Source organism: Tumebacillus avium, from assembly GCF_002162355.1.
In the GTDB taxonomy this organism is placed as follows: Bacteria; Bacillota; Bacilli; order Tumebacillales; family Tumebacillaceae; genus Tumebacillus_A; species Tumebacillus_A avium.
Map to the genome: position 1 here is coordinate 1,626,753 of NZ_CP021434.1, position 22,722 is coordinate 1,649,474.

23 protein-coding genes and 1 pseudogene are annotated in these 22,722 nt (G+C 53.8%); 22 read left to right on the forward strand and 2 right to left on the reverse strand.

The window, feature by feature from the left end:
- Window positions 1-2: 2 nt before the first annotated feature.
- The 10 genes and pseudogenes from CBW65_RS07520 (at window position 3) to CBW65_RS07565 (ending at window position 9,124) form a co-directional block, all read left to right on the forward strand.
- Window positions 3-449 carry a YaaR family protein gene (locus CBW65_RS07520; RefSeq protein ID WP_087456333.1) on the forward strand — a complete coding sequence of 149 codons (447 nt, stop codon included), beginning with the start codon at window positions 3-5 and terminating at the stop codon, window positions 447-449.
- A 19-nt stretch (window positions 450-468) separates the two neighbouring features.
- Window positions 469-1,440, forward strand: coding sequence for a DNA polymerase III subunit delta' (gene holB / locus CBW65_RS07525; protein WP_157721827.1), 972 nt, complete (start codon window positions 469-471; stop codon window positions 1,438-1,440).
- Between the two features lie 5 nt (window positions 1,441-1,445).
- Window positions 1,446-2,087: pseudogene (locus tag CBW65_RS07530) on the forward strand (PSP1 domain-containing protein); the annotation flags it as partial.
- Between the two features lie 81 nt (window positions 2,088-2,168).
- A complete protein-coding gene (gene yabA / locus CBW65_RS07535) occupies window positions 2,169-2,501 on the forward strand; it encodes a DNA replication initiation control protein YabA (protein WP_087456336.1) in 333 nt (110 codons plus the stop codon).
- A gap of 39 nt (window positions 2,502-2,540) precedes the next feature.
- Window positions 2,541-3,791, forward strand: a complete 1,251-nt coding sequence (locus CBW65_RS07540) for an MFS transporter (RefSeq protein WP_087456337.1) — start codon at window positions 2,541-2,543, stop codon at window positions 3,789-3,791.
- A 61-nt stretch (window positions 3,792-3,852) separates the two neighbouring features.
- Complete coding sequence (locus CBW65_RS07545; protein ID WP_157721828.1) at window positions 3,853-5,583, forward strand: GAF domain-containing protein; 1,731 nt, start codon at window positions 3,853-3,855, stop codon at window positions 5,581-5,583.
- Between the two features lie 45 nt (window positions 5,584-5,628).
- Window positions 5,629-6,000, forward strand: a complete 372-nt coding sequence (locus tag CBW65_RS07550; RefSeq protein ID WP_157721829.1) for a tetratricopeptide repeat protein — start codon at window positions 5,629-5,631, stop codon at window positions 5,998-6,000.
- A 274-nt stretch (window positions 6,001-6,274) separates the two neighbouring features.
- Window positions 6,275-6,931: a hypothetical protein gene (locus tag CBW65_RS07555; protein WP_087456340.1), complete on the forward strand. Its 657-nt coding sequence runs from the start codon at window positions 6,275-6,277 to the stop codon at window positions 6,929-6,931.
- Window positions 6,932-7,008: 77 nt separating this feature from the next.
- Window positions 7,009-8,847, forward strand: a complete 1,839-nt coding sequence (locus CBW65_RS07560) for a hypothetical protein (RefSeq protein WP_087456341.1) — start codon at window positions 7,009-7,011, stop codon at window positions 8,845-8,847.
- Complete coding sequence (locus CBW65_RS07565) at window positions 8,840-9,124, forward strand: hypothetical protein (protein ID WP_087456342.1); 285 nt, start codon at window positions 8,840-8,842, stop codon at window positions 9,122-9,124. Before CBW65_RS07560 ends, CBW65_RS07565 begins: the two co-directional genes overlap by 8 nt.
- Window positions 9,125-9,179: 55 nt before the next feature.
- Here the strand turns inward: CBW65_RS07565 and CBW65_RS07570 are convergent, their stop codons facing one another.
- Window positions 9,180-9,512, reverse strand: a complete 333-nt coding sequence (locus tag CBW65_RS07570; RefSeq protein WP_087456343.1) for a hypothetical protein — start codon at window positions 9,510-9,512, stop codon at window positions 9,180-9,182.
- Between the two features lie 114 nt (window positions 9,513-9,626).
- Here CBW65_RS07570 and CBW65_RS07575 point away from each other — a divergent pair, with 114 nt between their 5' ends.
- Together CBW65_RS07575 and rsmI are read left to right on the forward strand one after the other, a co-directional pair.
- Complete coding sequence (locus CBW65_RS07575) at window positions 9,627-10,388, forward strand: tRNA1(Val) (adenine(37)-N6)-methyltransferase (RefSeq protein ID WP_087456344.1); 762 nt, start codon at window positions 9,627-9,629, stop codon at window positions 10,386-10,388.
- Window positions 10,388-11,290 (forward strand): 16S rRNA (cytidine(1402)-2'-O)-methyltransferase, encoded by a 903-nt coding sequence (gene rsmI / locus CBW65_RS07580; protein ID WP_087459156.1) that lies wholly within the window; start codon window positions 10,388-10,390, stop codon window positions 11,288-11,290. Before CBW65_RS07575 ends, rsmI begins: the two co-directional genes overlap by 1 nt.
- A gap of 107 nt (window positions 11,291-11,397) precedes the next feature.
- On the opposite strand, the gene CBW65_RS07585 is transcribed toward rsmI, so the two are convergent.
- Window positions 11,398-11,637, reverse strand: coding sequence for an AbrB/MazE/SpoVT family DNA-binding domain-containing protein (locus CBW65_RS07585; RefSeq protein WP_038088386.1), 240 nt, complete (start codon window positions 11,635-11,637; stop codon window positions 11,398-11,400).
- Window positions 11,638-12,154: 517 nt separating this feature from the next.
- Between CBW65_RS07585 and metG the strand changes: the two genes are divergently transcribed.
- From metG to CBW65_RS07630, 10 genes are all read left to right on the forward strand, one after another.
- Window positions 12,155-14,224, forward strand: a complete 2,070-nt coding sequence (metG, locus tag CBW65_RS07590) for a methionine--tRNA ligase (protein WP_087459157.1) — start codon at window positions 12,155-12,157, stop codon at window positions 14,222-14,224.
- Between the two features lies 1 nt (window position 14,225).
- Window positions 14,226-15,017, forward strand: a complete 792-nt coding sequence (locus CBW65_RS07595; protein ID WP_087456345.1) for a TatD family hydrolase — start codon at window positions 14,226-14,228, stop codon at window positions 15,015-15,017.
- Between the two features lie 101 nt (window positions 15,018-15,118).
- The gene (locus CBW65_RS07600; protein WP_157721830.1) at window positions 15,119-16,138 is read left to right on the forward strand and encodes a hypothetical protein; all 1,020 of its coding nucleotides are present in this window, start codon (window positions 15,119-15,121) and stop codon (window positions 16,136-16,138) included.
- Window positions 16,135-16,299: a hypothetical protein gene (locus CBW65_RS24145; protein WP_157721831.1), complete on the forward strand. Its 165-nt coding sequence runs from the start codon at window positions 16,135-16,137 to the stop codon at window positions 16,297-16,299. The genes CBW65_RS07600 and CBW65_RS24145 overlap by 4 nt, the downstream gene beginning before the upstream one ends.
- A gap of 156 nt (window positions 16,300-16,455) precedes the next feature.
- Window positions 16,456-17,652 (forward strand): FtsW/RodA/SpoVE family cell cycle protein, encoded by a 1,197-nt coding sequence (locus CBW65_RS07605; RefSeq protein ID WP_157721832.1) that lies wholly within the window; start codon window positions 16,456-16,458, stop codon window positions 17,650-17,652.
- A gap of 53 nt (window positions 17,653-17,705) precedes the next feature.
- The gene (gene rnmV, locus CBW65_RS07610) at window positions 17,706-18,284 is read left to right on the forward strand and encodes a ribonuclease M5 (protein WP_408646536.1); all 579 of its coding nucleotides are present in this window, start codon (window positions 17,706-17,708) and stop codon (window positions 18,282-18,284) included.
- On the forward strand, window positions 18,281-19,147 hold the full coding sequence (rsmA, locus tag CBW65_RS07615) for a 16S rRNA (adenine(1518)-N(6)/adenine(1519)-N(6))-dimethyltransferase RsmA (protein WP_087456348.1): 867 nt from the start codon (window positions 18,281-18,283) through the stop codon (window positions 19,145-19,147). The genes rnmV and rsmA overlap by 4 nt, the downstream gene beginning before the upstream one ends.
- A 73-nt stretch (window positions 19,148-19,220) precedes the next feature.
- The gene (locus CBW65_RS07620; RefSeq protein ID WP_087456349.1) at window positions 19,221-19,700 is read left to right on the forward strand and encodes a ribonuclease H-like YkuK family protein; all 480 of its coding nucleotides are present in this window, start codon (window positions 19,221-19,223) and stop codon (window positions 19,698-19,700) included.
- Window positions 19,701-19,920: 220 nt separating this feature from the next.
- Entirely contained in the window at window positions 19,921-21,495 is a 1,575-nt protein-coding gene (locus tag CBW65_RS07625; RefSeq protein WP_087456350.1) for an esterase/lipase family protein, read from the forward strand.
- A gap of 104 nt (window positions 21,496-21,599) precedes the next feature.
- Window positions 21,600-22,715, forward strand: coding sequence for an acyltransferase (locus CBW65_RS07630; protein WP_087456351.1), 1,116 nt, complete (start codon window positions 21,600-21,602; stop codon window positions 22,713-22,715).
- Window positions 22,716-22,722: the final 7 nt, after the last annotated feature.

The window sequence follows — 22,722 nt, forward strand, 5'->3', positions numbered from 1 at the left end:
TGATGAAGATCGGGAACAACCAAAGACCTTTCGTCGAAACACTCGGTTTGCGCGAGGATACACGAGCGGGGGATGTCAAATCTCCCGCTTTTCAAGATATTTTCCAGCAGGCCAACGCCAAATTGACGCGGGCCGAACTGGACAAGCTGATGCGCCAGATCGATTCGCTCGGCAGTTTTCTGGCCCGCAACATGACGTGGAAGGCGCTGCAGGATTACAAGGAGCAGGTGCGGCGCTTTTTGGAGCAGGTGGTCAAAGGCGGATTCGGCGCGAAGGAAAAGCAGGGCTTTGACCGCCGCGGCCGGATGCGCCTGTACAAGATCGTCTCGCAGATCGACGATCTGATGGCCGAGCTTGCCGAGCAGGTCGTCGCGGATGAAAAAGACCACTTGGACTTGCTGGCCAAGATCGGCGACATTCGCGGGCTGCTCGTGAATCTGTACTTTTAGATAGAAGGGAATGAGCGCGATGACCTGGCCAGTACCGGGGCCTGTGGCCGACATGTTGTCGCGCAGTCTCGCCAATGGACGGATGGCGCATGCTTACCTGTTTCTCGGCGCGGAAGGGTCGGGGCAGGCGGAGACGGCGAACTATTTTGGCAAAGCGATCCTCTGTGAGAGCAAAGGGGAGCGTCCGTGCGGCGACTGCATCCAGTGCCGCCGCTTCGAGTCGGGCAACCATCCCGACCTGATCGTGATGGAGCCGGACGGAAATGCGATCAAGATCGCCCAAGTGCGCGAGCTGCAAAAGGCGTTTTCCTTAAAATCGATGGAAGGCGCATCGAAAGTCTACATCATTCACCAAGCGGACAAGATGACGGTGGAAGCGGCCAACTCGCTGCTGAAATTCCTGGAAGAGCCGACAACGCCCGTCGTGGCGGTGCTGCTCGCCGAATCGAAGACCAAGCTCCTGCCGACGATCATCTCGCGCTGTCAGGTGATCCAGTTCCCACGCCGTCCTGTTGGCGTGGTGGCGGAGCAGCTGCAAGGCGAAGGTTTTCCGGCGTCGCGCGCGCGGTTCCTCGCGTACGTGAAGCAGTCGCTGGGTGCAGCCAAGGAGTTGGCGGCCGAAGAGCGGTTTGCGGAAATCTTGACTCTGGTGGTACAATTGACTGAAGAGGTTGCGGCGCGTCGCAACAACGCGTTGTTCACTCTGCAGGAAAAAGTTTTCAAACAAAATTGGCAAAGTCATGAGATCGACGCTTTGCTTGATGCGCTGTCGTGGTGGTATCGCGATGTGCTGCATGTGCGGCTCGGCATGGAGTCGCAGGTCGCAGCCGATGCGCATCTGGAGCGCTATCGCCAGCAGGCGATGAGCATAGCTCCGGAGCAGGTATTGTCCATGATTGATACGATATTAAAAACGAAAAAACGATTGCAGAGCAATGCCAATGTGCAACTTTCGCTTGAGCATATGATTTTGCAGTTGCAGGAGGGATAGGAGCTATGTTTGCCGTAGTCGGGATTCGCTTTAAAAAAGCGGGCAAGATCTACTACTTCGACCCGGCTGACCTTCCTATCGAAAGAGGATATTTTGCCATCGTGGAAACTGCGCGTGGTGTTGAATACGGAGAAGTCGTCATCGGCAAAAAGTCTGTTTCTGAAGGAGACGTCGTCTTGCCGCTGAAACGGGTGCTTCGCATCGCCGACGCTAAAGATGCAGCCCAGGTGGAGGAAAATAAGGTCGCCGCGAAGAAGGCGTTTACGATTTGTCAGCAGAAGATCGCTGATCATGGCATGGAAATGAAGCTGGTCGATGTCGAATACACATTTGACCGCAACAAGATCATCTTTTACTTTACCGCCGATGGCCGCGTTGATTTCCGGGAGCTGGTCAAGGACCTCGCTTCCGTGTTCCGCACCCGCATTGAGTTGCGTCAAATCGGTGTGCGCGACGAGGCGAAACTCCTCGGCGGGATCGGGCCGTGCGGGCGCATTCTCTGCTGCTCGAGCTGGCTCGGCGATTTTGACCCGGTGTCGATCCGGATGGCGAAAGACCAGAACCTTTCGCTCAACCCGGCGAAGATCTCCGGACTCTGCGGCCGTTTGATGTGCTGCTTGAAATTCGAAAGCGATACGTATGATGCAGACCTTGAGGCAGCAGACGGAAAATAGAACACAGCATGGCAGAGGCCCAAGAGCCAAGGGGATTGCAAGCGGGGTGAACAGGTGGATAAACAGGCCGTTTTTGCACAAGTAGCCAATGTTGAAGAACGAATCGGCGAGCTCTACCGCGAATTGGGGTCGCTAAAACAAAAGATCGTGGAACTGATCGAAGAGAACCAGAAGCTGCAGATGGAGAACGAAAATCTGCGCAAGCGCCTCGAAAGTCAGGAGCATGTCGCTGAAGCGGAAGGCGGGGAAAAGCTCATCCAGCTCGGCGAAGGCTATGACAACCTGGCCCGCTTGTATCAGGAAGGGTTTCACATTTGCAATCTGCACTACGGAAGTCTCCGCACCGAAGGAGACTGCCTGTTCTGTCTGTCGTTCTTGCACAAATAAATCAGTCATCTTAGAAGAGAACAAGGAGGTGCGAACCTCATGCACGAGCAGGAGGCGTATCGCAACCTTCGCCACAATGTCAGAATCAATACAATACAGGGAATCTTTGCGGTGCTGGCCCAGAATTTAACGGCACCGTTCATTCCTCTGTTCGCGATCAAAGTACTGGAAGCGTCCGATTCACAAGTCGCTTGGTTATCGTCGTTGCCGGCGTTAACCGGGATTCTCGTCTTGTTGCCGGGCGCTCTTTTTATTGATCGTCTCGTGGCGAAGAAGAAGTTTACCGGGTCGATGATTTATCTGCGTGGTCTGTTTTTTCTGTTTCTTGCCATTCTTCCGTTTCTATCGTTCGACCTGTATTGGATGGCCTGGCTGTTCGTTTTGCTGATCGGCTTGATGAACATTCCATTTTCGGTGTATCAACTGTCCTGGCAGTCGTTTATCGCCGACGTGATCCCGGCGTCGCAGCGGGCGCGGGTGTTTGGCTCGCGCAATCGCATCACACAGGGGATGGGCACGATCACGACGATCATGACCGGGGTCTTGATCTACCTCTACGGCGGGGCGGCCTGGGCGTACCAGACGATCTTTGCCTTGTCGTTTGTGGTGGGCATTCTGGAAGCGACTACGCTTCGCAAGATCAAGGAACCTGAGCTGCAAGCGGACAAGAAAGTACATACGCTTGCTGAACTGTGGAAGGCGCTGGGGCAGGAAAAGCGGTTCTTGATCTTTGCCATGGCTTCGGCGGTGTTTCATTTCGGCTGGCAGATGGCCTGGCCTCTGTTTAACATTTATCAGGTTTCGCCCGAATATGCGAACATGTCCGCCTTGTGGGTGTCGGTGATCACCGTCTGCAACTCGCTGATGGGCGTCTTGACCTATCCGTGGTGGGGCAAGGTCGCGCAAAAGATCGGGCATGGCTGGACGCTCGTCATCGGCACGGCCGGCTTGGCGACGGCGCCGCTGTTGTATTCGCTGACGATGAACCTGTGGGTGCTGGCGGCGTTTAACCTCTGGATGGGGATCTTTGTGGCCTGCACGGTGCAGACGTTGTTCAATCGCGTGCTGGAAGTGTCGCCCGATGACAAGCGAGCCTTGTTCATCGCGATGCACTCGCTGGTGATCGGGGTGACGGCGATCTTTGCGCCGCAGTTTGGCGTTTGGATCATGGGGCTGTTCGACCTCAACTTCGCGTTTTACATCTCGTCGGGCATTCGCCTGTGCGGTTCGATCGCACTGGGACTGGTTGTGATCTGGGAAATGCGCAAGCTGAGAAACGGTGCACTCTAGCAATCGAATCCGCTTCGACTTATAATTAAATTTAGTCGCATTGTGAACGGAGAGATCCTGAATGAAAGCTACTGGAGCCAGACCGGAGCAAGCGCTCACGAAGAGCATTGCCAGACAGATGAGTCGGATTATGGCGCTGCTGATCGTGTTGATTTTGGTCGGCGGCGCGCTTCTCTATTGGTTTAACCATCGCATGCAGGAGAATTTTGAACAGCAAGTGTCGGAGCTGGATACGAAGGCGTTTCTCGCCGGAGAGATTCAGCAGAGCATGTCGAGCCTGATGATCGAATACCGCGGCTATATCTCCTACCATCTGCCCGACTTCAAAGGGCGGATCGCCGAGAACCAGCGCGGGCTGATCGACGGGGTCGCCGAATTCCGCAAAGTGGCGCTGACCGAGTCGGACCGCGAGCATCTGCGCTTTTTGGAAGATGCGAGCAACCGCTATTCGGAGCGCGTCGCTGAAGGGGTCAAGCTGATCGAGGAAGGCAAGTTTGATGTGATCGAACGGCGGGCCGGGGAAGAAGGCTTCCTGACGTTTACCGACGAGCTGCGGGCGCGTCACTACAAGTTTACGGAAGAGCTGCGTCTGGAGCAGATGGCGCTGCGGGCGGAGTATGCCCGCAGAGTTGATCAGCACACGCTGTATTATGCCGAGTATCTGGTCTTGATCGCGCTGTTGATCGGACTGCTCGCTGTGCAGTTCGCGCGCAATGTCGGCGGACCGTTGCGGACTCTCGCTCTTTTTTCTGAACATTATGAAGATGCGAAAATTATCAATCTGCCGTATGACAAACGGGAAGATGAGATCGGCTATCTGACCCGGATTTTGAAGCAGATCTTTATGCGGATCAAGGAAAACGAGCGCAAACTGATCGAGCAGAGCCAGGAGCTGCGCTTGCAGCAGGATGAGATGATGGCTCAGACGGAGCAGTTGATCATCCAGCAGGACGAGCAGCATCACACGCTGGTCAAGATGAAGGAGAAAGAGAGCATTCTGGCGGCGCAGTATGAGCTGAGTTCGTCGCTGCTCAACACGCTGGATCAAGAGGAACTGCTCTTGAGCATCATTCGCAATCTGGTGCGCATCCAGCAGGCGGACAAAGGGGCGGTGGTGCTGCTGGATGCCGGTTTCCCGCATGCGTCGGTTGGCGTTGGGGCGGCCGGGATGGAGCAGTTGGTGGCGTCGCTGGAAGAAAGCATTTTGCCGAGATTGCGCGAGGAGCAGAACGCTTTTGTTGTCGAGCGGGAAGCGGTGGCGGCCGACAAAGGCTACCACGAAGGCAAGATGAAGCTGAACGACCTGATTCTGCCGGTCAGCGCCCGCGGCGGCAATGTGACGGCGTTGATCATTTTGACGCGCATCGGACGCCGTTTTGGCCCTGATGCGCTCAAGCAGGTGAGCGCGCTGGCCAATCAGATCGCGTTGTCGATCAACAAGCTGCGCGTGCGCGAGTTGAATCTGCAGATCATGGATTCGATCCGCGAAGGGGTGCTGCTGTTCAACGCCCAAGGCAAACTGGTGCAGGCCAACCGCATGTGGTCAGAATGGATGGCCTGTGAGTTCCAGGGACTGGAGCCGGCCGATGCGACTGAGCTCCTGTACGGGCAGATCGCGGTGCGTGTCCAGCAGAGCGCAGCGTTGACCCGCTTTATGCAGGACGCGCTGGACGGGCGTCTGGAAGCGGACGAGAAGTTGCTGTATCAGCTCGCCGATGAGAGCGGGCAGGCGATCGGTGTGTCTTTTGTGAAGACGGCAGGCGGGACGCTGTTCCTGCACCGTAAAGAGTAGGAGCAGTTGTCGATTGCCCGGGAAATGGAGAGGAGCTGGAGCCGGATGAGTTGGCAAGCAGAGATCGAGCGCGGGTATGAGCTGTACCGCCAAGGGGAGCATCGCGAAGTGCTGAAGAGGTTTGCGCGCCTGCGCTTGGAGTACCCGGACGTGGCGCAGGTGTGGAACGAGTCGGCGGGCATGCATGACCGGATGGGCTTCGAAGAGGATGCCGCCCCTTTGTATGAGCGGGCGCTGGCGCTTGGCCTGGAGGGCGAAGAGCTCGTCGACTGCCTGATCTGCCTCGGCTCCACATATCGCAACCTCGGGCGCGGAGGAGATGCGGTGCGGCTGCTCGGGCAGGCGCTGTTGCACGAGTCCAAAGATGCCAAGCTGCAAGGGTATCACCGGGCGTTGGGGGTGTATTTTGGAAATTAAAAAGACCTCAGAAGAGGTCTTTTTTTTATGAAAAGCCCTTGTTTTGTGCAAAAGTTTTTGAAAAGCTGCATGAAGAAGAAGAGTTCAAGCAGGTGAGCAGCAAATTTATTCAAAGTAACAAGTTTTTCTATAAAAATTCATAAAAATCTGTAACATATATGGTTTTATGGTTGACTTTGGGAAATAACAGGTTTATAGTTAATTTATATTCATATCACTTTTATGCACTTTTCGGCATTCAAGATGATGACTATTCATTTAAGGAGGTAGTACAATGTCTTTGAAAAAAGTCGTTCCTGCAATTCTCGGTTTGTCCCTCGTGTTCTCCGGTTCCGCACTGGCTGCAAACCCTCAGGTTACCGGAATTGAAAATGACACTTCGGTTAACATTTTGTCTAACACTCCGGATGATCTGTCATTCAGCCCTGGAAAATCCGTAAAGAATAAGGAGAAGTACCTTGAATCGGTAGAAAAGTACTGGAAGAAATCCCCGCAAACGATCGGTACTGAGGCACTGGTTCAGCCGGTTCTGAGCGACCAGGACGATTTGACTCACAATGGGTCAAACATGTACTCCAAATTTACCAGCAACGTGAACAATGGGTGGACAAACGTTTCTGTAAGCGGCTCTTCCCGTGCAGCTTGGGTTGGAAGCAACCCGTTCAACGCTGATTCCATCACATTGGCAGACAAAATCACCTACTCTGGTGTAAACGTCACGATCAGCGTGCCGGGCAGCTCCAGCTGGTCGATCAGTGCTTTCACAGCGTCCTGGTCCGCAAAAGTAAGCAATGACTGGGACATTGACCATACTTACTCGAACATCAACTCTACAGGCTATGATGTATACATCAAGCAGACGACCACCGGCGATTTCAAATTCGGCAGTTCCTTCTACACAACCACCGCATCTGATGGTGCTTGGCTGTAACATCTTTAAATGGCAAAATCCCTCTTTAAACAGAGGGATTTTGCTTTCCATCACATCTGACACAAAAGGAGCCTACGATGAAGCAACGAAAATATTTTAGTTTACTTCTTGTCGTAATCGTTTTCGTCTTGGCTGCATATGTTACATTTGGCTTACCGAAACAATCGGAAAGCACTGCGACCCCCGATTTCGCATCAGTTGATTCGGCCGAAGATGCTAACCTGCTGAGCTTGAACCGTTATGAAAATCAGCAAATCGCCTACTTCCATAACAATTCATATAATGCATTGGTCAAAAACCTGAATTTGTACACGATCTCCTGGTACCTCAATCTGGCCGATTTACTGGGTCAAGATGTGCCGGATGAGAGATTGAATCTCATCATGAATAATATGAATACGAGCAGTCCGGATCAGACTGTTTATCATAACTCGATTTACGATGCCAATCTTCGAGTTAATATAGAGAGGAAGATAAAAGGGCAGATATCCGAGACAAGCAAAGAACAGTACAAATCGGTCCTCCTCCGTTATCAAGACAGAGATGGATTGTTCTTTTGGAGCGATCAAGAAAAAGACACTGAGCAAAAAATCACCGCCACATATTTAGCGCTTGAGACCTTTGACATGATGCAACTTGAGCCTGCGGAATTGCAAAAAACAAAACAGACCTTGCTTGCCATGTACCAAGATGACCGATATTTCAATCGTCAACCGAATGAGATGAAGCACAACCTGGTACAAACAGGAGTTCCGCTTCTTAATTGCTTAGAACTTTTGGATGTCAACCTGGAAGTGATCGACCCTAACCTGCTGGATAAGCGCAAAGAGTGGCTGACCTATTGGATGGGGCAGCTCAATCAAAGCATCGGCAGCGAATCGAATTCAGACAATACCGCCGCTATCAATGATGTAATTCTCAACCTGAGCCGCTCTGCTTCTTATTTAAATTTGCAACTGGCCATCCCATCCGCTTACATCGATCTCTTGACACAGGATGGAATGAAGATTCTGCAAAAGTTTAACGCAAACGATCCGCAAATCACTTATAAGACACTGCAGGTGGTTCATGATTCACTCGGAGAAGTGCCGAATCGTGAGGCAGTTGCCAAGTACCTTTCCAACTTTGACTTGATCTGGTTGTATGAGGATGTACAGGGGTTTTCCTTTAAAGAGAACTACTTCGGACTCGCAAGCGCCAAATTGCTGCACGATGCTTATTCGAAAGAGAAGATGCTGAATCACTTACAGCAGGTGAAGGGCAGCAGAGAGCTGAGTATCGAAGAGATCTATTACTATGCTCTCACGATGCAGGAGTTGGGGGAGCTTGAGAAGAATTGGGACTTCATTCAAGTGGAATGGGAAAAACGCCTGTCAGAGCTGGCTGCGAAGAAAAAATTCGAAATGCAGGACGTATATTACTTGGCAAGTATCGCTCAGTTGACCGATACATCCGCCCTGAAACGTATGCGTCTTACGATGGGTCTGCAAGCCTCTTTCTTTGAAGAAGCGATTCAAAACTATCGCTATGACAAAGACTTGTATTTGGCTGTAAAGTCCGCTAAATTTCTAGACATCCCGATCAAGCAGCATGTTTCAGATGAGATCGCTGCTTTGTATGACCAAGGCACAGGCGGGTTCAAACCGAATATGGCTGAAGGAGAACCAAATCTGTACTCTACCTATCGCATGGTGGAGTTAAGCGAACTGATCGGGCGCGACCTAACAAAAGAGAAAGAAGGCATTCTCTCGTTTCTCCTCTCTTTGAAAGGAACCGCCGGTGGGTACTTTATTTCAAAGCCAGCAAGTTCGGAGTTGAAGGACTACATGGGGAATTTCACGTTGGAAGGTTTTTATGATGCTCTTTATCTGATCGGCCATTTGAAGGAGAGCAAAGGGGGTGGCACCAATGAGTAAATTGAACTTGAATACGATTTTATTAACTGTGATTGCGATCCTGTTGCTGCTTCTGTTATTGAAGCCGCAGATCCAGGGAGCAGCAGGCGACTTCCCGGCAGCAGCAGGTGAGAGCATCGTTTCTTTGGGCGAAGGAAAGATTGGAATCGTCGATTCTTCCAAGGACTCCGGCAATTACGGCAAGATTCTCATCTTCGACTTCAACTCGGAAACCAACAACTTCGTTTACAAGGGCACCTTTGATTACTCAGACTATATACGGAATCCGCAAAAATAACGAGGTTAGCGAACAAACCCCGAGCTTATTGTCAATAGCTCGGGGTTTGTTTTGGTTAGAGAATGAAATGAAGCGGGAAAAACAGATAGGCATCGTCGATGTACTTGAAGGCCGGATACCACAGCAGGATACCGAGTGGGACGGATGCGACGCTGTGCCACGCTTTTTTGTACCAGCCGAATGTAAATCCGGCTGCGAAGATCAGGAAGATAAACGTGAAGACCAGCGTGAACAGTCCGATCGACCACGAGGCGAAAAAGCTGAACACATAGGAACTGAGTGCAGCCCACCAGAAATACTTGCGGTTTTTGATGAGTGCAAATGCTACGAAGAAGAAGCTGAGCGCGAAAGATCCCCAGCACAGAAAGAGAATCAGACCACTTAACATGGGAAACACCTCCTCTCCTCCAGTATGGCATTCCTTTCCATTTTTATCTAGCCCCCCAATGTATGCTATACTTCTTTCATAAATTTTGCCTCTTGTGAGAGGAGTTTGGTGCTGATGACGTTTGAACTTCGCGAAGGGGAACGCCTTGATGATCTGCAGGTGCGGGATCTGCGGATCATTCAGAGCAAAGAGGTGTTTTCCTTTTCTTTAGATGCGGTGCTCTTAGCCCGCTATGCCACGCTGCGCAACAAGGACCGGGTGATCGACCTCGGCACGGGCAACGGCGTGATTCCGCTGCTGCTGGCCGCCCGCAGCGCAGAGAACCGGGCGGAGATCGTCGGGCTCGAGATTCAGGAACGGCTCGCCGATATGGCGCGGCGCAATGTGCAAGGCAACGGGCTGGAAGGGGTCATCAACATCGTGCACGGCGACACGCGGGAGGCTCTGCAGACGTTTGGCAGCGAATCGTTTGACCTCGTCGTTTGCAATCCGCCGTACCGGCCGGCCGGGGTCGGCGATCAGAGCTTGAACGAGCATGTGAAAATCGCCAAACACGAGATCACCTGCACGCTGGACCAGGCGATGGACGCGGCGGCCGGGCTGGTCCGCTATGAAGGCAAAGTCGCATTTGTCCACCGCCCGGACCGGCTGGCCGACATTTTTACGGCGATGCGCGCCCGCAAGCTGGAGCCGAAGCGGATGCTGCTCGTTCATCCGCGCCCGGACAAGCGTCCGAATATCGTGCTGGTCGAAGCGATCAAAGGCGGACGCCCGGAGCTGCGCATCGACCCGCCCTTGATCGTACATAACGAAGACGGATCGTACACCCCTGCCATATTAGAACTTTACGCCGGACGAGGAGAGTTGGGCACATGATGAACCATCGCTATTCCTTTCAAGACGAAGGCCGCCCCGGCGGCACTTTGTATCTGGTCGCCACACCGATTGGCAACCTGGAGGACATGACCTACCGCGCGATCGAGACGTTACGAAAAGTCGCAGTGATCGCCGCCGAAGACACGCGCCAGTCGCGCAAGCTGCTCACCCATTTTGAAATCACCGGACCGCGGATGATCTCCTACCATGAGCACAACAAAAACAGCAAAGAAGAAGCGATCCTCACGCTGCTTCGCGAAGGGGACAGCGTGGCGCTGGTCAGCGACGCCGGCACGCCGGGCATTTCCGATCCCGGTGCGGACATCGTGCGCGCGGCGGTGGAAGAAGGGTTTGCCGTCGTGCCGATTCCGGGCGCTGTGGCCGGCGTGTCCGCTTTGATCGCGTCGGGACTGCCGACCGACCGCTTTACGTTTGTTGGCTTTTTGCCGCGCGAGAAGAAAAAACGCCTCGCCGAGCTGGAATTTTACAAACACTACCCGGATACGCTGGTATTTTACGAAGCGCCACATCGGGTAGAAGAGACGGTCAAAGCCTTGCTCGACGTGCTCGGCGACCGCCACATGGTGATCGGGCGGGAGTTGACCAAACGCTTTGAACAGTTCTCACGTGGAAAATTGAGCGAGTGTTTGGAGTGGTTTTCGAAAGAAAACCCGCGCGGCGAGTTTGTGGTGATGGTGGAAGGAAACCGTGAAACAGGGGGCCAATTGGAAAATCCCTTTGTCGAATCACCGTGGTGGGAAGGGCTTAATTTGTCGGAACATGTCGAACGAGTTGTCGAAACCGGCGTGTCGAAAAAGGAAGCTGTGAAGATCGTCGCCAAAGAGCGCGGGCTGCAAAAACGCGAAGTGTACAATACTGTGATACAGGATGTAAATGAATAAATCGAAAAAAGCACACAAAAAAGCCCTTTCTCCACTTGGCAGGAAGGGCTTTTTTGCATGCTGTCGAATAGATAGCATCACAAGCAGTTCAATGCTTGTAAGTTATATTAACGGCTCATTTCGCCGATGCAGACAGAGCAGATGTTTTTGCCGCGGAAGTGGATGATGTCGTCAGCCGATCCGCAGAATACGCATGCCGGTTCATACTTCTTGAGAACGATACGCTCGCCGTCCACGTAGATTTCCAGAGCGTCTTTTTCCCCAATTCCCAAGGTGCGGCGCAGTTCGATCGGAATAACCACACGGCCCAGTTCGTCAACTTTACGTACAATACCTGTAGATTTCATTTGCAAATCTCCCCCAATTTTCATAGTTTTATTTGTTGGTTCGTTAATTCTACAATCTTCGACAAACTTTCGACATCCCTAGCGTACCAATTACTCCCATAACAGTCAATAGGTTTGGAGAAAAAATAGATTAATTGCAGCGGAAAATTTTCAACGCAGCTATACGACTTTCGAAAATGGTGAAAAAAAGACCCGTTTCTTGACACATTTCTGTATAACGTGATAGGTTGTGGTAAAGATATCTTATTGTAATGCATATGAGTTCATGCGATGAAGGAATGAGTACTTGCAAACGGGCCGTACCAGAGAGTCGGGCAGGTGGAAACCGACACGGAGACGCGCAGGGAAGATGGTTCCGGAGCTTTCGTTGTCGAGACCTTTTTTTCGAAAAGGGTTAAGGCTTCGACGGGTGCGCCCGTTACAGCGATCGAGGCCGCTTGTTGGATGAGGCGGCGAAGCAAGGTGGTACCACGGAAGCTCAAGCTTTCGTCCCTGCATGGGGGCGGAAGCTTTTTTTATGTTCACATTTCGCAGGTTCATATTTCAAAGGAGGCTGGCAGCCATGGGAAATAGCAATGCGTTTTATATCACCACGCCGATTTACTACCCGAGCGACAAACTGCACATCGGGCATGCGTATACGACTGTCACTTGTGACGCGATGGCACGTTATAAGCGGTTGAAAGGTTACGACGTGATGTTTTTGACCGGCACGGATGAGCATGGGCAAAAGATCGAAAAGCGTGCGCTGGAAGCGGGCGTGACGCCGATCGCTTTTGTCGACAAGATCGTGGCGGGGATTCAGGATTTGTGGAAGAAGCTCGACATTTCCTATGATGATTTTATCCGCACGACCGAAGACCGCCACAAAGTGGTGGTGCAGAAGATCTTTGAGCGCCTGCTGGAGCAGGATGACATCTACCTCGCCGAATATGAGGGGCTGTACTGCACGCCGTGCGAGTCGTTCTGGACGGAGCGCCAGGTCGAAGAGGCGGGGAATGCCTGCCCGGACTGCAAGCGTGCAGTGGCACCCTTGGCGGAGAAGTCCTATTTCTTCCGGATGAAGAAGTATGCGGATCGTTTGATTGCGTATTACGAGCAGCATCCGGAGTTCATCGAGCCGGAGTCGCGCAAGAATGAGATGCTGAACAACTTCCTCAAGCCGGGTCTGGAAGACCTCTGTGTGTCGCGCACGACGTTTGAGTGGGGCATCAAGGTGCCGAACGATCCGGAGCATGTGATATATGTTTGGCTGGATGCGCTCACCAACTACATCACGGCGATTGGGTATCTGTCGGAAGATCCGGAGCTGCAAAAGAAGTGGGAGACGTTCTGGCCGGCCGATGTGCATGTGATCGGGAAGGACATTGTGCGCTTCCATACGATCTATTGGCCGATCTTCCTGATGGCCCTCGATCTGCCCCTGCCGAACAAGGTGTTTGGGCACGGCTTCTTTATGTCGAAAGGCGACAAGATGTCGAAGTCGAAAGGCAACGTGGTTGACCCGGTGCCGTTGATCGACCGTTACGGGCTGGATGCGTTCCGCTATTTCCTGCTCCGTGAAGTGCCGTTTGGGCAGGACGGGGTGTTTACGCCGGAGTCGTTTGTGACGCGGATCAACTCCGATCTGGTCAATGACTTGGGCAACCTGTTGTCGCGCACGGTGGCGATGATCGAGAAGTATAACGAAGGCGTTGTTCCCCAGCCGGGTGAAGCTACGGAGCTGGATGGGACCTTGCATGCTTTGGCGGCCGATGCGGTGCAGCGTTTTGAAGAGGCGATGGAGCGCATGCAGTTCTCGGTGGCGCTGGGTGCGGTGTGGGATCTGATCTCGCGCACGAACAAGTACATCGACGAGACGGCGCCGTGGGTGCTGGCGAAAGATGAGGCGCAAAAAGGGCGTTTGGATACGGTGCTGTACAATCTGGCGGAGTCGCTGCGGATCTCTTCGATCCTGATCCAGCCGTTCCTGACCCAGGCTCCGGCGCAGATCTGGGCGCAGCTGGGCCTGACCGAAGGCGAAGCGACGACGTGGGCGAGCTTGTCGGCGTTTGGCAACCTGCCCGTCGGCGGGAAGGTCGAGAAGGGCAATGCGCTGTTCCCGCGTCTGGATGTCGCGGCAGAGACGAAGGCGATTGATGAGATGTTGGGAGGGACTCCTGTGGAAGAGAACGTACAAACAGAAGCGGCAAATCCGGTAGCCAAACCAGAGGCTGCCAAAGCAGAAGCGAAGCCGGAAGCGGCAGGCGCAACTGAAGGCATCGCGCTGATCGGCATTGATGACTTTACAAAAGTTGACCTGCGCGTGGCAGAAGTGGTGGAGTGCGAGCCGGTGCCGAAAGCGGATAAACTGCTCAAGCTGATCCTGCAAGTCGGCAAAGAGCGCCGCCAAGTCGTATCGGGCATCGCGAAATACTACCAGCCGGAACAACTGGTCGGGCAAAAGGTCATCCTCGTCGCCAACCTCAAGCCGGTCAAACTGCGCGGTGTTGAATCGCACGGCATGATCCTCGCCGCATCCTCCGGCGACGACCTCGTGCTGGCGACCGTAGCCGGCCCGATGCCGTCCGGCGCAAAGGTGAAGTAAGATGAGCGAGATCAACCTGTTCGACACGCACTCTCACCTCAACTCGCCGAAGTTCCGCGAAGAAAACGGCGACGAAGTTGCGCAACTGATCGCCGATGCCCGCGCCAACGGGGTGCAGCGCATCGTGATCCCCGGCTATGACTACGAGTCGAACCTCCGGTCGCTGGAGATCGCCGGGCAGCACGAAGGCATCTACTGCGCCGTCGGCTACCATCCGTGCGACTTGAACGACCTGAACGACGACCACTACCAGAAGCTCTATGAGTGGGCGAAACTCGACCAAGTGGTCGCGATTGGCGAGATCGGCCTCGACTACTACTGGGACACGACGACGCCGGAGCTGCAGCAGCAGATGTTCCGCAAGCAGATCGCAATCGCCAAAGAGCTTCACCTGCCGATCGTCATCCACGACCGGGAAGCGCACGGCGACATCCTCAAGCTGCTCAAAGAGGAAGACGCCGCGAAGATCGGCGGGATCATGCATTGCTTCTCCGGTTCCTGGGAGATGGCGCAGGAGTGCCTGAAGCTGAACTTCTACATCTCCTTCGGCGGCCCGGTCACCTACAAAAACGGCAAGCGCCCGCAGGAAGTGGCAGCCCAAGTCCCGTTCGAGCGCTTGCTCGTCGAGACCGATGCGCCCTACCTGACCCCGGAGCCGCACCGCGGCAAGCGCAACCAACCGGCCTACGTGCGCCACGTCGCCGAGAAAATCGCCGCCCTGCGCGAGATTTCCCTCGAAGAACTGGCCGCGCAAACCACGAAAAACGCGTGCGAGCTGTTCCGCCTCACATAAAGCAAACAGAAAAGAGCCCAATCGGGCTCTTTTTCATTTGTAAAATAAAATTGACGCAACCGTGACTTGAGGGTAAAAATAGTAGGAAAGGGGGCGAGATGGTGAGATCGAGACTTGTGACATGGCTCTTTCTGTCTTGGGCTGTCATTTTCCTGATCAATATCTGGTTTGAAAATGGGACAGGTGATCTGTATAACTCTTACTTTGCCGATGTATTGAAGTACCCCGTCCCTCTGATTTATTTGCTGTTAGCCGGCGTGGTGGTATTCTCGATATTCGATGAGCGAGCCCGACGGCATCAGGATGAGGTCAACGATCTAAAAGAGCATCTCAAAGACGAAACCCGCATCGTGATTCAAAATTATAAGGAATTGCACAGGTTCAAAACTCAAGAAGCGATCCAGGAGACGATGGAGCGCTTTACGGTCAGCCACCCGTATGTAATTGCTACGCAGCTCTACGAGTATTCAATCAAGCGAATGAGAAAAGGCACCACCGTTTCGGTGCGGCATGTCAACGGACATGTGATTGAGACGGAAGACCTGAACGCGATGCTTGGTATGACGTATCGGATCAAAAACGATTTGTATAAGGATTACGAGCAAGTTGCAGCCGGGTTGCTGCAGGAGGACCGAGACAAACTGTATGCCATGATTCGCAGGGACCACGCTCGTTTAGCGGTGATGAAGCCGGAACAATATACCGAAGAAGATGCGATCATCTATTCACTGCTTCAACTGGGTGTACAAGCCTCGTTTAAACCGGAGGAGTTAGTCAGAACCGTTTCTTTCCTGAAAGAGGAGCAGGAGGCGGAACTTGAGGATCTCAAGCGTGCAGGAATCTTAAAAGGGATTCTGCACACGGTATTGTTTAAGCGCCATTTTTATCTGTTCCGTTATGAAAAAGAGGGTGAAAAAAAGGGCCGTGTCTATCTGACGAAGAATATAACGATCAAAGGCAAACCCTATGTGTTTTTGCTCACACTAAGCCCGGAAATCGCGTATGAAGAAGATCAGTATGAGCAGATCAAGAATTTGGGCGATACTTTTCTGGAGATGCTGATGCAAAATGGCATCGGGATTGAGTATAATAGTCGTAATGAAGGAGGCGATACTCCATGAACGAGAAAAAGGCCATCGATACAACGACTCATGAATGGGTTGAGAAATTGAAAGAGATCGGCATCATCGTTGAACTTGGGGTGAAGCGGCCTCTGGACGGAGAAGGAAGCGTTTCATTTTCAATCGGCGGGATCGATAACAAAAAATTAGTCATCAAATAACGGCCACAGCATTCTGTGGCTTTTTTTATTGCATATCCTTTTTCTGACAAGGGAATTCTACGGAAGTGGGTGCGCCCTCTCCTTTTTTCGGTGTACGTTTGCTATAATGGGACGGGTACTGACTTGTCAAGACTACAAATGGGAGAGGTAAGCCCGATGAGCAATAATAGATTGCGCTGGTTGAAGGACCTGGATATATTTTTGATCTTTGTGATCATTGCGATCTGCTGTGCTGGACTGCTTGCGATCTCCAGTGCAACGCGGTCGTTTGACGGCGGGAGTCAATCGTTTGTGATCAAGCAGGGCGTGTTTATGGTGGCGGGGTTAATCGCGATGATCGCGTTGATCCGCACCGATTACCGCTTTTTGATTCGGTACGTTGAATACGGCTATTGGGCGGTCATCGTGCTGCTTGGCGTCGTCTTCTTGTTTCCCGCCGTCGCCGTAGAGACCGGCGCGTACGGATGGATTCCGCTGCCCGGCGGCTTTAACTTGCAGCCGTCCGAGTTTTTCAAGATCGTCTTTATCCTGATGATGGCCAAGTACCTAGCCAATGAACAGGAGGACGAACACGGCAATTTGCCAGATCCGTTGCGCGGATACATCATCCTCGCGGCAGCGACCATTTTGGGCATCGGCCTGATCGTCGTGGAACCGGACCTCGGCCAGACGATGATGCTGATGGCGGTCATCGGCACGGCGATGTTTGTGCATTTGCCGAAAAAGTGGTTCTGGTCGATGTTTGTCACGGTCTCCATCGTGGTGGCGCTGTTCTTCACGGCGACGATGGCTTACCCGGATCAGTTCCTGAAAGGCCTCGATGTGCTGGTCGACAAAGGCGTGCTCAAGGAACACCAATACGGACGTTTCTTCTCCTTCATCCACCCGGAAGAAGACCTCGCCGGAGAAGGCTATCAGGTCTATCAGGCGAAAGTCGCCATCGGCTCGGGGATGATGTTTGGCAAAGGGCTCTACCAAGGCTCGCAGACGCAAGGGAACTGGGTGCCTGCGCAGCACACCGACTTTATCTTTACCGCGATTGGCGAAGAGCTGGGTTTTGTCGGCGCCGTCGCGTTGATCTTCCTGTTCTTCCTGATGCTCTACCGCATCGTGATGAACGGGTTCGCGGCGAAAGACCGCACCGGGATGTACATCTGCGCGATGGTCGCCGGGATGTTCACCTTTCAGATCTTCGAGAACATCGGGATGTCTTTGCAGCTGATGCCGATGACCGGGGTCACGCTTCCGTTTATTTCCTACGGCGGCTCCTCGATCCTCGTCAACTTCATTCTGATGGGCATCGTGCTCAACATCGGCTTCCGCAGACGCAAACTGAGCTTCAGCAATAACTAACCTGCGAGTTCCAAGACGGGACTCGCTTTTTTCAAACACCGAAGGGATGGAAAATGATGAGAATCAAGGAAGTGATCGTCGTCGAAGGCTACCACGACAAACAGGCGATCGACACGGCCGTCACCGCCGACTGCCTGATCTCGGGCGGCTCGGCGGTGAACGAAATCTTTCTGCGCACGGTCGAGCGTGCGGCCAGAGAGCGCGGCGTGATCATCTTCACCGACCCGGACTACGCGGGAGAGCGCATCCGCCGCATCGTTTCGCGCCGGGTGCCAGGCTGCAAGCACGCCTTTTTGCCGCGTGAGGAAGCGACCGCCAAAGACGGCGACATCGGCATCGAAAACGCCAAGCCGGACTCGATCCGCCGTGCGCTCGATGCGGTGCGCACCGACTGGACAGGCAGCGAGCCGGAATTTTCGTGGCAGGAGATGACCGAATACGGCCTGACCGCACATCCGCGGGCTGCCGAGCGGAGACAATACATCGGAGACAAGCTTGGCATCGGCTACGGCAATGCCAAGACGTTATGGAAAAAGCTCAACATGCTTGGCGTGTCGCGCGAGGAATTTGAGCAGGTCTACCAGGAAATCGAACCTTCGTTTCAACTTCAAGGAGGAGAACGCACAACATGACAAAACGCCTCGTCCTGCCGTCTGTCACCCGCGATGTGGTGACCCGGCACGGCTTTTCTTTTAAAAAATCGCTTGGCCAGAACTTTCTCATCGACGGCAACATCCTCGACAAAATCGTCACCGCCGCCGAACTCGACGACCAAAACGGAGCGTTGGAAATCGGCCCCGGCATCGGCACGCTGACTCAGGAGCTCTGCGAAAACGCCCGCCAAGTTGTCGCCGTGGAAAAGGACAACCGTCTGCTCGCCGTCCTGGAAGAGACCTTGTCCGACTACAACAACGTCCACGTCCACCACGCCGATGTGCTGGAGGCCGACCTGCATGCCCTGTTCCAGCAATGGTTCTCCGGCATGGAAGTCTCCGTCGTCGCCAACCTGCCCTATTACGTCACGACGCCGATCGTCATGAAGCTGCTCGAAGAACGCCTGCCCCTGCGCCACATCGTGGTCATGGTGCAGCGCGAAGTCGCCGAGCGCATGGCGGCCAAACCGGGCGGCAAAGACTACGGCACGCTCTCCATCGCCGTGCAGTACTACACCGAGCCGGAGCTGGTCACCCGCGTGCCGGAGTCGTCGTTTATGCCAGCGCCCAACGTCGAGTCGACCGTCATCAAGCTGAAAGTGCGCAAAGCGCCGGCCGTCTCTGTCCAGGACGAAAAGCTGTTCTTCCACCTCGTGAAAGCGTCCTTCGCCCAGCGTCGCAAAACGCTGCTCAACAACCTGCAGAACAATTTGCAGCCGAAACGCGAAAAAGACACCATCTTGGCCGCGTTGGAGCGTACCGGCATCGAGCCGTCGCGCCGCGGGGAGACGCTGTCGCTGGAGGAATACGCAAAATTGGCAGATGCGTTAGTAATTTCTTAAGACCAGATGGGCGCCCGTCTACATGATTCCACTCACCGCCGAATAAACTAACACCATAAGGCGGTGAGACCTCATGGACTTTGTAAATCCGACCAAAGGAAAACTCACGTTGGCGCTGGTCGCCCAAGATTTGCTGGATTACATTGCAGAAGAGCCTCAGGAAGACTATAAGATCATCATCGGTTCCGATTCGCAAAATAAAGAATCGCGGTTAAAAACCACGTTTGTAACCGCTCTGATCGTGCATCGGGTCGGCAAAGGAGCCCGGTACTATTTCCACCGGCGCAGCAGGCCGATGGTGAGAAACATGAGACAGCGCATGTTCACCGAAGCATCTCTGTCCTTGATGCTGTGCGGCGAACTGCGGGAACTGCTCCATGATCAACAGCTCGTGCAAAATCTCGAAGTGCACCTGGATGTTGGACAAAATGGTGCGACCGAGCCTTTGATCAAGGAACTGGTGGGCTGGGTGGAAGGCAGCGGGTACGAAGCGCGCATCAAGCCCGACTCGTTTGTCGCTTCGAAAGTTGCCGACCGATACACGCGGATTTAACAGCTTTTTGTCGGTTCTTGTCTCACGTATCCTATCCATATGAAGCAAAGCCTTCGCTCATGCCACTTGAGCGGGGGCTTTTTTTGTGCTTAAACTGACTCGGTAGTATAAAATGTTTTACAATAATTTATAAGATTCTATATTTACTTATCACCTGCATATGATAAAGTGGGAGTATGTTATAAATAATAATTTTACAGGGTCAGGGGTGTGTTAATTTATGGCAAACAAGATTACAAAAATTGTCACGGCGGCAGCAGTACTCGCAACGCTTGTCGCACCGCAAGCTGCATTCGCAGCAGCACCGGCACCGATTTTGAAAAACGATGGCGCAGCAAAAGCGGGCGACTGGTATGTAGGGGCAACTCCGCCAAACGTGGATTACAACAAGCCGGTCATCCTCTTCGTGCAAGGTCTGCATTCGGACTACACGACGTGGTATACATCGGACGGTTTCTATGACGCAGCATACAACGCAGGCTACCGCACGGCGTTTGTGCAGCTGTACGATGCGGACGGCACCGGCCAGGATATGTGGGACAACGGCTACCTGCTGTCCGGCTTGATCAATAAAGTGAAAAACTACTACGGCGTTTCCAAGCTCAACCTCGTCGTCCACTCCAAAGGCGGGATCGACACGCAGACCGCGCTCGTGCACTACGGCGCGTACCCGTATGTCAACGTCGTGCATCAGCTGTCCACGCCAAACCAAGGTTCGGAATTGGCCGACATGGCGTACAGCTCCTGGACCTGGTGGCTGGGCGCGCTGATGGGACAGCAGGATGACGCGGTCTATTCGCTGCAGACTTCCTATATGGACTACTTCCGCTCGGTGACAGACGGCCGCGCGGAAAACAACTACACCCGCACCTACATGTCGGGCGGTACGGGTGATGACGGGTTCTTCTCCGCGACGTACTACTCCCGCGCGGTCCTGCCGGGTGAAGATGACGGCGCGGTGGCGATCTACTCGGCGTTTGGCTTGCCGAACGGCTACTACGGCTTCACCGACAACGGGTCGGAGCGCCTGTCGCACACCAAGATGCGCTGGGCATCGAAGACCTGGTGGCAAGTGCGTCCGAAGCTGACCACCTACAACTACTACGGCGTATCGGGCAGCACGCTGGCGGCGACCACCACGTCCTACATGGCGAAAAAATCGGTGGACGAGACGACTTCGAACATCATGCGCGGCGGCGCGGTGAACGGCCAGGCGGTCGACACCTTCACCATGGAGAGCGGCGTGCAAGCATCGGTTGACGTGATGACTTCCAAGTCGGCGACCAAAGTAAAGCTGGTTTCTCCGTCCGGCAAAGAGTATCTCCCGACCACCGGACAGGCGCAGCAGGATGAAGCGGTGCTGTTTGCCGATGCGGTGCACAACACGTTTGCGATCACCGGCGAAGCGGGCACCTGGTCCCTGGTGGCAGAAGGCGACTCCGACGCGTACTTCATGCTGGCAACTGTTGACGGCGGCACAAAAGCGGACGTGAAAGCGGCGAAGAAAGTGTTCAAAAAAGGCGAGAAAGTCGACCTCGCAATCAACCTGCAAGGCGGCAAAGCGGACAAGAAAGTAAAGAAAGCCAAGCTGACCAAATCGGGCAAAACTTCCGCGCAAGACGTGGCACTGACTGTAAACGGCGACGGTTCCCTGGCGTCTTCCTTCACCGCACCGACCGAAGCAGGCGTGTACAACGTTTCCTTTGACGTGGAAGGGGTAAACGCGAAAGGCGAGAAGTTCACCCGTTCTGTGAACTACAACTTCGCAGTTCTCGACGAGAACGGCAAGCTGTAACCGGCAGTTTAAAAATATGGAAAAAGGCGGCCTGCAAAGGTCGCCTTTTTTTGCTGCTTTGGGGTAGAATGTGCAAATAGAGGATTGGGAACGAGGAGGGAACGATGAGGAAAGCGAAGATCGAAGAAATCGAAATGCTGCGTGCGCTCGCCTTTGTTGCGGTGGTGGTGCAGCATGCGATCGCGCATTACACCTACGATCCGGGGATGACGCCGGGGGACGGTGCGGTGATCGGGCTTTTGCTTTTGGCGGTGAAATTTGCGGTGCCGTTGTTTGTGTTTATCACAGGACTGGTGCTGTTTTATAACTATGACGGAAAGATCGCGTACGGAGATTTTGTATGGAAGCGGTTCCGGGATATCATCGTGCCTTATTTGGTGTGGACGGGCTTTTATTTTCTGATGTACCACGTGTGGAGCCATCCGGACTGGTCGGCGCTCTGGGAGTTTGTGCGGCTGGCGGTGACGGGCAAGGCGTCGTATCACTTGTGGTATGTGGTGATGGTTTTTCAGTTCTATCTGCTCTTCCCGCTCTTGCGCGGTGCGTTCACCGGGCTGAAACGGCGGTTGACGGCACCTTGGCAGGTGTATGGCCTGCTGGTCGTGACGGCGGGGCTGTATGTGTATGTGATGACGCTGGTCTGGCCGCTGAATTTGCTTTTTGACCGCTGGGATCTGCCGGTGCTGACCCCGCTGTTTACGAAATTTGCCGATCGCAATGCGTTGTATTTTGTCTATTACTTCGCGCTGGGTGCAGTCGCCGGGCTGGCGCTGACGCAGTGGCGGGCGTTTTTGCTGAAGTATTGGGCGGTGATCGTCGCCGTTTTTGCCGGGATGTTTGGGTATTTTGCCTATCGGGTGATGGGCAGCTATCAGTACGAGCCGGCGTTTCGGGTGAATTTTGACTACCTGTTCCTGTTGCGCCCGTGGATGGCGGTGTTTTTGATCGTATCGATTCTGGCGTTTTATCTGCTGGCGATGCGCCTTGGCACAAGCAGACTGGCGGCGGTGATCGGGCGTTATTCGTTTGGCGCGTACCTGATGCATGCCTATGTGCTGCGCCAGACCTACTTCGTCACCGACGGACTGCTCGCCGGGCAAAATGTGACCGTGCGCACCGTGATCGCTGCAGTGCTCTGTGCGGCGGTGTCGATCTTGGCGACGATGCTGCTGGCGAAGACGCCGTTTGGGAAAGTGCTAGTGGGGGTAAAAGACAAGTGATGAAGGC